Annotated in this window: 7 protein-coding genes; all 7 read left to right on the top strand. The window is 33.1% G+C overall.

The annotated features are described in order from the left end of the window. The first annotated feature begins 44 nt into the window (after positions 1-44). The gene (locus Q0678_RS07030) at positions 45-1652 is read left to right on the top strand and encodes a class I SAM-dependent DNA methyltransferase (protein WP_299055846.1); all 1608 of its coding nucleotides are present in this window, start codon (positions 45-47) and stop codon (positions 1650-1652) included. Next, on the top strand, positions 1649-2818 hold the full coding sequence (locus Q0678_RS07025) for a restriction endonuclease subunit S (RefSeq protein ID WP_299055844.1): 1170 nt from the start codon (positions 1649-1651) through the stop codon (positions 2816-2818). Before Q0678_RS07030 ends, Q0678_RS07025 begins: the two co-directional genes overlap by 4 nt. Continuing rightward, positions 2815-6000 (top strand): type I restriction endonuclease subunit R, encoded by a 3186-nt coding sequence (locus Q0678_RS07020; protein ID WP_299055840.1) that lies wholly within the window; start codon positions 2815-2817, stop codon positions 5998-6000. Before Q0678_RS07025 ends, Q0678_RS07020 begins: the two co-directional genes overlap by 4 nt. Before the next feature lie 72 nt (positions 6001-6072). Continuing rightward, on the top strand, positions 6073-7833 hold the full coding sequence (locus tag Q0678_RS07015; RefSeq protein ID WP_299055838.1) for a hypothetical protein: 1761 nt from the start codon (positions 6073-6075) through the stop codon (positions 7831-7833). Positions 7834-8070: 237 nt separating this feature from the next. Beyond that, on the top strand, positions 8071-9738 hold the full coding sequence (locus tag Q0678_RS07010) for a hypothetical protein (RefSeq protein WP_299055836.1): 1668 nt from the start codon (positions 8071-8073) through the stop codon (positions 9736-9738). Between the two features lie 225 nt (positions 9739-9963). Next, on the top strand, positions 9964-10323 hold the full coding sequence (locus tag Q0678_RS07005) for a hypothetical protein (RefSeq protein WP_299055834.1): 360 nt from the start codon (positions 9964-9966) through the stop codon (positions 10321-10323). A gap of 42 nt (positions 10324-10365) precedes the next feature. Then, positions 10366-15902, top strand: a 5537-nt coding sequence (locus Q0678_RS07000; RefSeq protein ID WP_299055831.1) for a hypothetical protein, incomplete at its 3' end; no start/stop codon positions are given.

The raw sequence follows: 15902 nt of genomic DNA, 5'->3' as shown, positions 1-15902 counted from the left end.
GCAATAATTGAAAAAAAACTTATTTTAGAATTTTATTAAAAAATATGACAGGAGAACAAATCAAAGCCTTAGAAGGCAGATTATGGAAAGCAGCAGACGAGCTTAGAGCAAATAGTAAACTAACTGCTACGGAATATAGTTTCCCTGTTTTGGGAATCATTTTTTTAAGGCATGCCAATAACAGGTTTATAGCAGCAAAAGCTGAAATAGAAAAATCATTACCGGTGCATCCTACCCGTGGGGTAAGACCAATGACTAAGAATGATTTCTTGGATGCAAAGGCAATCTTTTTACCAGAAAATAGTAGATGGGATACCATTGTAGAGTTGCCAGACAGTAGTGATTTAGGAGAATACCTAAATGAAGCGATGCGTAATATTGAAAGTGAGTATGAAGATTTGCTTGGAGTATTGCCTAAGACCTATAATCTATTTGAAAAAGACTTACTACAACGCCTTATCAGAATCTTTAACGATGAAGCATTAGACCATATGCCAGGTGATGCCTTTGGGCAGATTTACGAATATTTCTTAAACAAGTTTGCAATGAGTGGTGCTCAGGATGGTGGAGAGTTTTTCACTCCTCCTTCACTGGTTAAGACAATTGTAAATATCATTGAACCAAACCACGGAATTGTATTTGACCCTGCTGCGGGAAGTGCGGGTATGTTTGTGCAAACGGCTCACTTTGTCGAAGAAGAAGGTTTTGAAGCGTCTAATAAAGTTACTTTTTACGGACAAGAAAAAACAGATACCAACACCAAACTAGCTAAGATGAACATGGTGGTTCATGGCTTGGATGGAGATATTGTTCAGGGAAACACGTTCTATGATGACAAACACGAGCTAGTTGGTAAGTGTGATTTTGTAATGGCAAATCCACCATTTAATGTAGATGGTGTTGATAAAAGTAAAGACAGTGTAAAAAACGATCCAAGGCTACCTTTTGGTTTGCCAAATAATGACAACGCCAATTATTTATGGATACAGTATTTCTACAGTTACCTAAATGAAACAGGGCGTGCAGGGTTTGTTATGGCATCCTCTGGATCAGATGCTGGACACAGTGAGAAACTTATTCGTAAAGAGATTATAGAGACAGGAGCAGTAGATGTGATGGTATCTATAGGAAATAAGTTTTTCTATACCGTAACCTTACCATGTGCATTATGGTTTTTTGACAGAGCCAAAGAGAAAGACGAAGTTCGTAAAGACCAAGTCTTAATGCTAGACTTACGAAACGTATACAGAAAAGTATCTTCTAAGATTCACGATTTTACCCAGGCACATTTAGATAATATACATGCAATTATAGGTTTGTATAGAGGGGATAATACGCTTTATAATAAGTTAGTTGAAGACTATAAAGCAGCAGGAAACACTACCGAACTAGAATGGCTCACAAGCCGTTTTCCTAATGGCGAATATGCAGATGTAAAAGGCATGTGTAAAGTGGTTAATAGAGCCGAAATAGCAGAGAATGACTATAGCTTAACACCTGGGCGCTATGTTGGTGTAGTAGACCAAATAGACCCCGATTTTGATTATGAAAGTGAAATGGGTACGATCAAAGAAGAACTTAAAGAATTAAATGCTAAAGCCAATTTACTAGCAACACAAATACAAACTAATTTAAACAAGTTAGGATTATGAGTTGGGAGCTAAAAAAGCTTAACGAAATTGTATTAGTGAAAAGTGGTAAAAGATTACCTAAAGGGCACAATTTTGTTTCTAAAGCGACTAATCATCCGTATATTAGAGCACGAGATATAAAAAACGGGAAGATTAAAATTGAAGAGCCTGTTTATATCAGTGAAAATACGTTTAATGTAATTTCAAGATACACAGTTTCTGAAAATGATTTAGTTATTACAATAGTTGGCGCTAATGTCGGAGATATTGCATTTGTTGACTCAGAGCATGATGGTGCAAATTTAACAGAGAACGCTGCCAAGTTGACTCCAAAGGACAGTGATGCTTTATCCCCTAAATTTCTCAAATACTCCTTATTTGGGGATGTTCAAAAAAGCAAATTTCAGCAAATTGCAATGGCTGCTGCTCAGCCAAAACTTGGGTTATATAAGATCAAAGATTTTGAAATAAGCACGCCCCCTCTACAAACCCAAAAACGCATAGCCGACATCCTAAGTGCCTATGATGATTTAATAGAAAACAACCTAAAGCGAATTAAACTATTAGAGCAGGCTGCACAAAATATTTATAAAGAGTGGTTTGTAAACCTTCGTTTTCCTGGGCATGAAAATACCCCTATCAATAATGAAACAGGGCTTCCTGAAGGGTGGGAAGAAAAAGCTTTAGGAGAGTTTACGCAAATCAAGAAAGGTAAAAACATTACAAAAAGTACAATCAAAGAGGGTAATGTTCCAGTTGTTGCAGGAGGGTTGAAACCAGCTTATTATCATAATACATCAAACACCTCTAATCCAGTAATCACAGTAAGTGCTTCTGGAGCAAATGCTGGATATGTAAATATGTATCTGGAAGATATTTGGGCTTCAGATTGCTCATACATTGATTCTAAATTGAGTGATTCAGTTTTTTTTATTCATAATTTATTATCGAATCAACAAGAATTAATATTTGGAATGCAAAGAGGTGCCGCACAACCTCATGTTTATCCTAAGGACTTGAAAAGAGCTGAGTTTGTAATACCAGATAAAGGTTTGATACAAAAATTTGAAGAACAAGTGTCTGCCCAATATGATATGAAAAGGGTGTTGAACAAACAAAACCAAAAGTTAAAAGCAGCCCGAGATATATTATTACCCCGCTTAATGAATAGAACTATAGAAGTATGAGCAAAGACTATTCAGAAGACCAATTGATAGAACAACCATGTATGGATATTTTCCAGGAACTAAGCTGGGAAACTGCCAACGTATATGAAGGAGAAACTTTTGGAGAACTTGGTACTTTAGGAAGAGATAGTGAAGCAGATGTTATTCTGAGAACTCGATTTTTAGAAGCGATTAAAAACCTTAACCCAAACCTACCCAAACAAGCCTATGATTTGGCTTATGAATCTATTAATAGCAATGATACCACTAAGAATCTAGCAGACATTAACTTTGAGAAATACAACTTTCTAAAAGATGGCATTCCTATCAATTATAAAGATGCAAAAGGAGAAATTGTCCGCAATAAAAAAATAAAAGTTTTTGATTTTGACAACCCTGAAAACAACAATTATATAGCCGTTCAGCAGCTATGGATGGAAGGGAAATCTAAGCGTAAGAAACGCCCTGATGTAGTAGGTTTTGTCAATGGATTACCACTGGTATTTATAGAACTAAAAGGCATCAATGTTAAGTTGCGTGCTGCTTATGAAAAGAACCTAAGTGATTATAAGAATACAATTCCAAAAATGTTTCATTGCAACGCTTTTGTAATTTTAAGTAATGGTGTGGAAAGTAAGATTGGCTCTATTAGTTCCAAATACGAGCATTTCCATGACTGGAAACGTATTTCAGAAGAAGATGAAGGCATCGTAAGTTTAGACACCATCATAAAAGGAACATGTGAAAAAAGCAGATTATTAGACCTCTTTGAAAACTTTATCTTGTTTGATACTTCTGTAGGTTCTGTGGCAAAGTTAGTAGCCAGAAACCATCAATTTATAGGGGTTAACAAAGCCATTGAACATTTTCAGACTACCAGACAAAAAGCAAAAGATGGTATCATTTCTATTGAAGATGCACAGAAACTAGGTGTCTTTTGGCATACACAAGGTTCAGGTAAAAGTTATTCTATGGTATTCTTATGTCAGAAGATATTAAGAGTGCTTGGTGGAGGTTATACTTTTTTATTAGTAACCGATAGAAACGAATTAGACAAACAGATTTACGGTACATTTGCAGGAGTTGGTGCAGTAAAAGATAAAACAGCTAGAGCAACTAGTGGAGAGAATCTAAAAGAGCTTCTAAAGAGTGATAAACGCTTCTTATTTTCTATTATACATAAGTTCAACTTTGAAGAAAAGATAACTGACAGAGATAATATCATTGTTATTTCCGATGAGGCACACAGAACACAAGGCGGCTCATTGGCATTGAACCTTAGAAAAGCACTACCTAATGCCTCCTTTATTGGTTTTACAGGAACACCACTCTTTAAGGACGATGAGTTAACCAAACGTATTTTTGGAGACTATGTGTCTAAATATGACTTCAAACGGTCAATTGAAGATGGAGCTACTGTTCCCTTGTATTACGAGAATAGAGGAGAAAAATTAAAGTTAGATAATCCGCAGATAACCGAACAGATTCGTGAAGAAATAGAAAAGCATGACCTAGATAGTGACCAGGAAGACAAACTAAAAAAGTTATTTAGAAGAGAGTACCCTATTCTTACCTCTGAAAAAAGATTAAGAGCGATTGCCAAAGATGTGGTAGAACATTTTAATGCCAGAGGATATAAAGGAAAAGCCATGTTTGTGGCTATGGATAAAGTAACTGCGGTAAGAATGTATGATTATATTACTGATGCTTGGGAAGTTTATCTAGAAGAGCAACAAAAAGAAATTTCTAAAATTACAGACGAGCAAGAAAAATTAAAAAGACAACGCGCATGGGAGTGGTCTAAAGAAACGGAACTGGGTGTTGTGGTTAGTCATGAACAAAATGAAATAGAAAAGTTTGAAGCTTGGGGCTTAGATATAGAACCGCATAGGCTGAAAATGAATACTTCAGATGTTGAGAAAGACTTTAAAGATGAAGATCATCCATTTAGGTTTGCTATTGTTTGTGCCATGTGGATCACTGGTTTTGATGTAAAGAGCCTGTCTACCATGTACATCGATAAACCGTTAAAGTCTCATACACTCATGCAAACTATTGCTAGAGCAAACCGTGTGCATAAAGACAAGAACAACGGGCTCATTGTAGACTATATAGAGACGTATAAGGCACTTTTAGAAGCTTTGGCTATCTATGGTGATTCTGACAATAAAGGAGGTGATTCTGGTGATGATGAAGCTCCAGTAAAACCGCTAGAGGAATTGATTGAAGAGTTAGATGAAGCTGTTAAAACAACAGAAATCTTCCTCGTTGATGAATGTAAATTCAGTCTCTCTAAAATTATAGATTCAAAAGATACTCTTCATAAGATAAAACACATTCAAGAAGGTTACAATGCCATTTGTAATACAGATGAAACTAAAGCCAAATTTGGAGTGCTCTCAAGAGAATTATTTAAAAAGTATAAAGCTTTGATGCCTGACCAATCTATTTATAGCTATAAAGATAAAAGAGATGCTATTAATGCTTTGTATACAATGGTTAATGCTAAAATTGAAGAGGCAGATATTACGCACATTGTAAAGCAGGTTCAGGATGTGGTTAATCAATCCATAGAGACCTTAAACCTAGCACTGGAAAAAATTGAAGGCTATGGACAGAAAATAGATATCAGTAGCCTTGACTTCAAAAAAATTGAGGAAGAGTTCTTAAAAGTAAAAGAAAACCAGAATGTTGCGGTACAATCTTTAAAAGATAAGGTTGCTAAAAAGCTGAACAGACTTGTTGATCAGAACCCATTACGAATTGATTTTTATGAGCGTTATCAACAAATTATTGATGATTACAACCAAGGGAAAGAGTACAGATCCATTAAAGAGATATTTGATGAACTTGTTGTTCTATTGGGTGACCTATCAGAGGAATCAATGAGAGCTAAAAGAGAAGATTTATCAGAGGATGAGTTAACTGTTTTTGATATGCTGGTAGCTAACAAGAAAATATCTGATAAGGAAAAGACTAAGATTAAAGAAGCTGCACGGGAACTTTTGGAGCGTTTAAAAGAGAAGGAATTTAAGGTTGACCATTGGACAGAGAAAGTTCAAACAACTGCTGCTGTTAGAAAAATAATTGAAGACTACTTATTTTTAAATTTACCTTATCCAACATACGATGAAGATGTTTCATACCGAGCTGAGATGTTGTTTAATGATTTTAAAGAAAGGTTTGCGAATTATGCGGCGTAAAGTGAGGTTAAAATAAATACCACACTAAAAAATAAAAAAATCATGCTCTTATAAATAACAAGGAATTAAGTTATGAAATTTGATAAAGTAAATAATACCCATATAGAATTGGCAATTAAGGATTTTGATGAAAAAGGTCTTCCAAAAGGGTTTAAGGCATCTGCATATTTTGATATTGACATAGAGGGTGAATTATATCCACCTAAGCCAATTATGGCCTATGCCAATTATCATGCTACTGGTGAAATGCCCACTAACAACTTTAGTGGTGGTGTAGATACGTACTGCTTTAAAGCCTTTGAGCGGTTGGGTATACCCATCATTAAAAAAACTAACAGTATGAGTTCAAAAGATGAACCGAAATCATTAAAAAACGAGTTTATTAATTGGTTAATAGCCAACCCAAAAGTAAATTATTACAACAATGATTATGATAAATTAGAACAAGAGTTAGATAGGTATAATGATTTTTTCAGCATTGATATTTATAACGCTTTAAACATCAAAGCAGTTCAAAAATTTCTTCAAAAGGAGTTGTATGAAACTGCAACAAGCGATTTTTTAGAATTCAGTGAAAAAACCAGCAGACACCTACCAAGGGCTGTTTTGGGTAACAAAAATTACTTTGAATTTTTAAACACAAGGCAATCTACAGAAAAGAATAATATCAACTTTACATGGGTTCCAACATATAAAGCCATTGTTCAATTTCTAAAAGACAAACAAGATGATCAAGGAGGATTAATAGGTCTCTTGAAAGATTCTGGATGTGATGTGTTTAATGATCAAAATCCAGAGGGTAATGTCATTGAATTAAATGAAATTGATCCATTTTCCTTTTTCTGCTATCTAAATAAATATTTTAAACAAAGACTGGAGATCTTGCAAAAATTAGCAAAATCTATCAATGCACCTCTACCTAAAGATGATTTCGGAATACCATCTGCAAATCCTCAAAAGGTTTGGATGTTTCCATACAAGTATATGCGAAACAACAACGAAATTGATCGTCTTTGGAAATTCTTTCACAACGCTTTAGAAAACACTATTTCTGACGAGCAATTCGAGGATGTTTTACAGATAAGAGGTGTAGCACTAACCAAAATTACTGAAGCATTGTTTTATATTGCTCCAGAAACTTATTTCCCAATTAATGGCCCTACTAAGCCGTACTTAGAAGAGGTCTTGGGGATTGATCCAATTTTTAAAACTTTTACAGATTATAAAAGTATTTTGGATCAAATAAAATCAAAATCAGACAAGCAATTCTATCAATTATCATATGAAGCATGGCAATGGAATGACAACTTAGATTCAGAATTTAGAGACTTTCAAAAATCAATTGAAAAAAACAGTAATCAAGACCTCGAATTTTATTTTGATTACTTAGAAGAATTAAGTAGGAATCTTAATCTAAATGAGGGTGATAATAGAGTGGTGTTTTCTTGTAAAGGAAACTATCTGAATTTCAATATTGGACAGCGAGTAGCATGGAGACTTGACCCTAGAAAAGGTAGGCGCTACCATATAATGACTGACCAAGAAATTAATGAAAACTCTGAACCTTTTGACGGTGGCCCAGATCACTATTACCATGTTTTTAATGAAAGAGATGAGTTAACTCGAATTAAAAAATCATCATTTAATGCTTCAACAATGGAGCTGTCAAGAACTACCAAATCAGGATACAAAAAGCACAATAATAAATACTTCGAAAAGGCTGTCTATGACAAAACCTTTAGGAATAAATTCTTAAACATTGTAGTAATGGAAAATGAGGAAAACACCAATGATTTAAATCAAATATTTTTTGGTCCACCAGGGCTCACTTAAACCTTACTAGAAATAGTAAGGTTTTTTGTTGTTTTACATTTTATTTTATTTGGGTATATTTACATAAATAAGCTTAAATAAACCGTTTTTAACTCAAAAAATGTGAAATATTTGTGAAAAAAAATGCGTTATGTATGACATTTCTTTTATTACTGCTAAGAAAATCAAATCTGTCTTGTCTTAAAAAAAGTTATTTCAAAAATTGTAACTTTGTTGCTTATTAATCATTTACTTCTAATGAGGGTTTATTTATTATTTTTATTTAGTTTTTTTTATAGTTTTTCTTTCAGTCAAGATACTACTTTTGTTAAAACATTAAATTTAGAGCAGGTAAAAAATATAGATTATAAAGACGGAACTCTTATTTTTAGAACCTCCTCTAAGTTGTATAAGTTTGAAGACTCTAAAATTGTGGCTTTAGATGCAAGTGTAAGCGGCTCATTTACTTGGTTAAAAAATAGAGATACATATTGGCATTCTAATCAAATCCCTCAAGATAAGGTTTTAAAACGTTCTTTAGGAAGTTTATTGCCCGGAAACAAAAATAATAGTACAACCTATGCAGTTAAAAATAATCAATTATTTGTTTGTTATAATGGTGTGGTATTGTTGTATAAAATTAACCCTTGGGCTTCAAAAATATTTTTAAACAAATCTGTAAGAAATGTACACTTTTATAGAGATTCAATTTTTATTAACACGTACAAGGGTATTTTTAGAAAAGCAATTTTTTCTAAAGGAAAAATACCATTTGAATCAAAAGATGATTATTACGAAAAACTAAAAAGCCCTTATTTTGGTAGTGGCGAGTTTTCTTCAATAAATGATAAGCTATACTTATCAAGTTATAAGATTTTTAAAATTAATGGAAATACATCAGATGTAGTTGTAGACTTCAACCTTTATAATGATGACACCTATATAAAGCTGATTAACTATAAGGAAGGTACTTATGCTTTGTCTAGGTTGGGTTTTAAAAAAGTTAATATTAAAACGTACTCTTTTTTACCTGTTTCTGACATAGAAAATCTAAAACTAAATCCAGGTGAAGATTTTTCTGATGCAGAAGTTTATAATAACAGTTTAATTATTAGTACTACAAAAGGCAATCTGTACTCATACAATGGTTTTGAATTTAAAAAAATTGAAACACCTCCTTTTCGTATAAAAACTTTAAGTGTTGTTAATAAACTTCTTTTTATAGCGGCTGATGACGGGGTTTATAGTTATGATGGTACTAACTGTATAAAAAATATGCAGCTTAACAATGTGGCAGAAGTTAATTTTTTTAAAGGTCATTATTACGTAAGTACCTTTAGTGGTTTATTTAGTTTTACTCAAGATTTTACTTTAAAGCATACTTTAGTTAGTAATATTGAATTTAATAGATATGCTTTGGCAATTAACCACGGTTGGCTTTTTGCAGGTTCTGTTGATGGACTTTATGTGTTAAATTTAAATTCTGCACATGACAATATATACCCTTATTTAGATGCTGAGCAGTTTATTGAAGAGAATAATTTTGGGTATTTTGTTTTATTTATTTTAATTTTTATTCTCATCATCTTTTTTCTGTATATTCTTTACTTAAGAAAGAAAACTAAAGTTACTTTAGATAAAAAAATACGTAAAAAAGCAATCAATTTTACTGTTAAAGAAATGGAAAAAATTGTTTTTGAAAATGAGCAAATTAAATCTGTAGAAGATTTAGCGGTTTTTTTAAGTTACTCTAAAGTACAGTTAACAAGAGTTCTAAAATTAAAAGGCACAAGACCTTTAGAGGTTTTAAAATCTGGTAAAAAACTAAGAGTCTTGCAAATGATTAAAGAAGGAGAAACTATAGAAAGAATAAGTGTTTCTACAGGTTACTCAGTAAAGTATATTAAAACCAATTTCTTAGAGTAAATTAATTCAACTATTTTTTTCGTTGTTTTTTTAATAGGTTTAACGCTAGTTTAAATTAAATCTTAAAAACCAAAAAGAGCCATTTATTCTCAAAAGTAACATTTTTAAATAAAAAGTAACATTTGTTTTAAAAAAAACCTCTAATTACTTAATTGGTGTTCTATTCCTTTTTAATAGTTTTTTAATTAGAATTACTTTTGTCGAATATTTTATATTCCCCCAGGCATGAGAATTTCTTTGAAATTATTTTTAGCATTAGTTTGTTGTATAACATCTTTTAATTCTTTTTCACAAAACGCATCAAACAGAGACCCCGATGGGCTGTTTATTTATAACAAAGGTGTAGATCAAGCAACTAGCCGTATAGACGGATTTGTCAGATTTTCAGGAAATGAGCTTGATTATTTGAGTTATGGTCAAAGATTTAATTACTATAATGGAACCCATAATTTTGAGATAGTAAATTCTAATTCCACTGCTGTAGCCACAGGTTCTTTTGAAGTTGATGTACCAGTCTCAACCACTATAGCTACTATTTACGATGTTGCTACTTTAGATCCGTCAGCTGATAATTATATTTTTTAAAGCCTTAATGATGCGTGGTCCATAGATATTTCTAGCTATAATTTGCCTTCTGGTTCTTATACATTAAACACTACAAAAGCTAGCAATAGCAACATCACTTTTTCATTAACATTTCGGGTTATTGATTTTAAACCAGATACAGTGGTTTTTACTTCACAAGATAATATAGCGCTATCAGGTTCATCTACTTTAGCAGCAGGTAGTTATTCATACGAGGTTCAAAAATATATAGATTATAATGCAGTACACCGTTCTATCTGTTCTACAGGCTGTACTGTTGCTACGGGTACATTTAATGTATTAAATACAACAGAGAAAGATTGGACCATTGATTTAGCCACAAAACTTAATCCTGGAGAATATAAGGTAGTTTTAAATAATAATCAAGAGATTGTTTTTCAGGTAAGAGCGGCCATAGGAACCTCTAACACATCTACTACAATTTCACTTCCAAATATAGTTTTACAAGAAGATACTTGGGAAGACAATTTTATTTTTTCATCATTTAATAATCTTGACTACAAAGTTGGATATTCTGCCTATCATAAAGTAGAAATTATAAGGCCTGATGATTGGAATGAGCAGAGCGTTTTAGGAGACCCCTATAATACCTCTTACAGTACAGAATTTAATTCAAATGGGTATCCGCTAAGAGATTATTTAAATGTTAGTAATGGTACACCCTTAACTGTGGGGCCAGATGTAGAGTTGGAGTTAAACCCATTAGAAATATACAATAGCAGTAATGATAGCTTTGACTCTAGCAGATTAACCCAGCAATTTATGGTAGATGGCTCTGTCAGTGAAAGCCGTAAAGTTGCAACTGATTTTCAAGATTACCTAGATGCGAATAACTTAAGTTTTAAAAAGCTTACACCTATTTCTTCTCAAAGAACAGTCTCTGAGAACCTTTTTGGAGTAGGTTTTTTTCCAAACGATTTATTGGCAGCAGCAAACATTACAAAAGATTATAGTGATTTAACCACCTTACAATACGGTAACTATTTTTATCAAAGAATACTTGGTAATGACAAGACAACTTATGTACCACAACTTGGAAGGTTTTCAAGAGCAATACAGACATCTGGCGCTTGTGGTGGTAATTGTGGTACTTATTATGATGTTAATTCGCCAATGGATTTTTTAGAACCTAGTCTTACAGGCAGTGAAAATTTATTTAAAGAATCTACGGTGCGGTCTATTTTTGACTCATATGCTTATAGAGCTTTAGGTGATCTTATAAATTTACCACCTAACCAAATAATAGAAAGAAACTTTGAAGCGCGTCTTTATAGATACGACACAAATGGAAATGAAATATACGATGTAATAACAGTTACTGTAGAATTAGTTCCTGTAAATGATTATGCGAAGTTTGAGAGCAACCAAGGAACAGCTGTTTCTCCTTTTTTCACGGAATTAGATGCTATATTTGACATACCTTCAGATTTATATGATTTCTTAGATACCGTAGAAAATAATACCCCTTTGTCTTCAGAGATTATTAGTGCAGATGAGTATCCTTACTTGCAAACTAGTTGGCAGCACGATTACCCGGAAAGAGTAGATCAAATAAACCCAAAACAGGTTAATTTTTATTTTCACGAATTTGATTATGGATCTCAATATGTTATTGAGTGTTATTTTGAAGAGCACGTTATTAATGATGACAATACAGGTGTTGTTATTACCGAAACAGATACCACCACCGAATACGAAACGCCACATTATGTTTTAGTAATTCCAAAAAATATTGTCACAGCACAGTGGGCTAGCATAAACAATCCTATAAATACTATTACGGTAAGGTATAAGGATATCAATAAATTTACACCACTAGATTCAAAACCTTCAAATGTTTTAATTGCATTTAAAGAAACAACAAGCGGTAATTATGACGCAGTAAGTAATATTAGATTTGGAAGTTTTTGGAGTTTTGGCGGTACTGGAAGCAGAAGTTCTTGGGATTATAGTTATGATATTGATGACATTGTTATTGAAGCTACTTCTAATTATGCCTCTGCACCAAATGTATCTAGCTTTCCAACCAATACCCTATTTACTATTGATGATGTAGATTATGTAGATTCAGATACCGTAAAAGACGATATTACAGATGGTGGTTTTACATCTTTAACATTAACAGCAACAGGTTTGTTACCTTCTTTAACAGAAAAATTAATTGTTTTACAAGGAGAAACCATTTTACTTTCTGAAGACGGTTCTGGAACTCTAATAAACAAACCCTACACTTATTCTGCAACAAACTCTGTAGACGGAAAAACAACCGTACTTACTATAGATTTTCCAACAGCAGGAATTTCTAATGATGAATTAAAAAGCTTCTTAGAAAGTTTAAAATATACGATTACCAACGATTTTTCTGAAATACTCCCAGGCGAAAGAGAGTTAGAAATTACCAGTCTCTCTAAAATTGCGAGTTCTAATAACACAAAAACAACAACATTAAGCGCAAAAATTAATATTTTAGGAATAACTCCTTATTATGTTGGTGATCCTCCTTATTTTGTATACTCAGAAACAGACGCTCATCCGGGTATTCAAAATATTTCTGGCTTTGCGCCAATCAGTAACTATGCAGGTTTTAGCCTTTCTTTTAGTCCAGAATTAAATAGTGCAAGTACACCAATAATTAGAAGTACTGATGTGTATGATTTGGGAGGTACGCTGGTCTCTTTAGATGAAAATGGAGTTATTAAACGTCTTTCAGACAATATTACTATTGGCCAATGGAATACAAGTAATAATGTAATAACTATTAATTTAAATGCGCAGACTACCGAAACAGATGTAGATAATATTATCAATTCTTTGGTCTATTCTTCTACTGAAAAAGATGGCGAAAATGAAAAACTTAAAGTAAGTTGGGTCTTAACAGATACCAATGTAAGCTATGATAACAACCTTACATTTAGAGTAATAGCTGTAGATGATGCACCAGAAATTACAATGCCATCTAATTTAAGTATTGCATACCTTCCAGGTGTAGGCACAGCTCCAGTAGATTATACCACAAAGGTAACGCTGCAGGGTGGCGCTGAAGCGCCAGTAATAAATGTGAATGGCACAAAAATATTTGAAAACATTTCTGAATTAACCTCTATTGAGAGTGATCAAAATATAGCAGAATTTACTTTTAGTATAGAAGCTTCAGGTGTTATAGCATCAGGTACATTAAATAGCCCCACTTCTGGTGAAAAATTAAAATTTATTGATGCCCAAGCGGTGTATCCTTTAGATCTTAATAATGGTAATTCTTATAATAACTTCCCTATTTTTAATAGCGATTATACATTAACTATCGCCTCTAATTCTTATAGTACAAATGGTTCAATAACAACCAACAATCCAAGTGAGTTGATTATTACCATACGCAATCCTAACGGAAATTCAGATGCAACGTTTCTTTCATTCTTATCTCAAATAGAATACATCAATGCATCTAGTTCTTTTACAAATTTGGCAACAAGAACATTTAAAGTTAAAGAAATTACAGATTCAGGTTTACAAGACACTTCGGGTATCATTAGAAATAATAATAATACCAGTTTAATTGCTGATAATGATCATTATACAACAAAAGTTACTTTAGATGAAGACGCGCCCTCGCCTAATTTACCACCTACTGTAAGCTTTTATTCAAACACCTTTGAAGATTATACTGCAGATTATGAGTCATCTAGAGGAGAAATAAGAACAATATTAGATTCTTATATTACAGTAAGTGATGGTTTTGGTGAGTCTGATGGTATTTCTGAGGTTAGCTTGTTAATAGAGGGAGTTAAAGACGGCGCTACAGAGTTTTTATATCGTGAATATTACGACAGTAGTATTGAAGAAGTTGTAACACTTCAGATCCCTTTAAATCAAAACAGTTCAGGTACGCTAAAAGATAGTAACAGAGATGTTGCCAATTACGAGGTAATTATTGGAGATGATGACACTGTTATTTTTAAAGTTACCAATGACTGGTCTTCAGATTATATTAGACATTTTGCAGATTTATCTTATGTTTCAACATCAGAAACACCTACGGAAGGTATCCGAACTTTTTCTATCCAGTCTATTACAGACGGTCTTGGCTTAACCCAGACATATACGCCTAGTGGTGATAATTTAACATCATTTAATGTTATAGAGCCATTGCCCTTGCCTTTTACTTTTAAATGGTTAGAAGATAACTCTTTTGATTTAACAGAAGGCGGTGCTGTGGTAACTACCACACTTAGGCTAAATGGAACACATCCTACTAACTATATGGAAGATGAGGATGGAGTTAATCAAGAACATATCTTAATTATAAATGGCAAAGACTATTATGTTTACCACTTAAATTTAAATAAAAGACAAAATCCAAATAATAACGAGCCTATTAGTGTAACCTCTAACCATTCTTTATTTCTTGATGATGCTGATGGTTCCATTGTGACTCAGTTTTTTGATGCTGGTAAATATTTTATTTTGGTTGAAAAAGGTATTTCTTATACCAATGAAGATGTAGAACTAGAGTTTTCTTATGCACAAAATACCAATAACGGTAGTGATGAGCTGTTAGAAGTATATCTAAATGCTTTAATTCATTCAGCGGGTGGAGCTGGATATTCTGATATAAAGCAAATTTACGAAGAAGAAAGTTTAGACATTAAAACCATAAATACGTATGCAGCTCCGCCAAATCAAGGATCTGTGTCTTTAAGTACTAATTGTTTTTTAGACAGAACTGATGCTAAGGGTGTTATATCTGTTACTTATACAAACAGTAACTTACAAGTAGGTGATATAGTTACAATTGATGCAGCGCAGCAAACAGGTCAAACTAGTTTTGCTTCTATTGATCCCAATGGTGCCTATAAATATAGTTATACAGTTACCGCTGTTACCAATGAGTCTGTTACCTTTCCTTTACCAGAAGGTTTACTTGAGACTATAAATCCCACTAATTACCCCGCTATTTTTATAACAGCTAAAAGTGGTTCAGGTTCTATTAATGGAAGTGCTATTGCTGATGTATTACTATTTAGTGAACAAGTAAAACCAGATTACTGCTTTTTGGTGGAAGAAAATATTTTATGGGCAAATAATGGTGCTGATTATCAAGATGGTAATGATGTTTTACAGCCAACAGGCGCACTAGATCCCTGTGATTATGACGAAAGTATTGCAGGTAATTATACTTTTTTAATGCGAGGTGATAAGTTAACAGACCTTTCTTTAATATCTGATTGGGATGCACTTTATATTGATTTTAAGGTAGACAATACGTCTATATTTAGTAGTACTGGTGTAGTACCACAATATTATCCGCCTTTTGCCAGAAGTTTTAATGTCTCTTTTGATGCAGATGATATGTTAGCAATTGTAGGTGCAAGTTCAATTGTTATTCATTTTTATAATGGCGATCCTTCAAATGGTGGTATTGAGTTAGATAGTTTTATACCTTCATTAAATATATTAACTGCAAACTGCGGCGACACGTCTGGCCCAATCTTAACAACAACAGGTTCAAGCACAACTGCAGCAGCAACGGCACAAACCATTGCAGAGGGTGAAACTTCGGT

This window comes from uncultured Polaribacter sp. (genome assembly GCF_947497125.1).
GTDB lineage: Bacteria > Bacteroidota > Bacteroidia > Flavobacteriales > Flavobacteriaceae > Polaribacter.
This window is presented reverse-complemented; position numbering and strand designations above follow the sequence as displayed.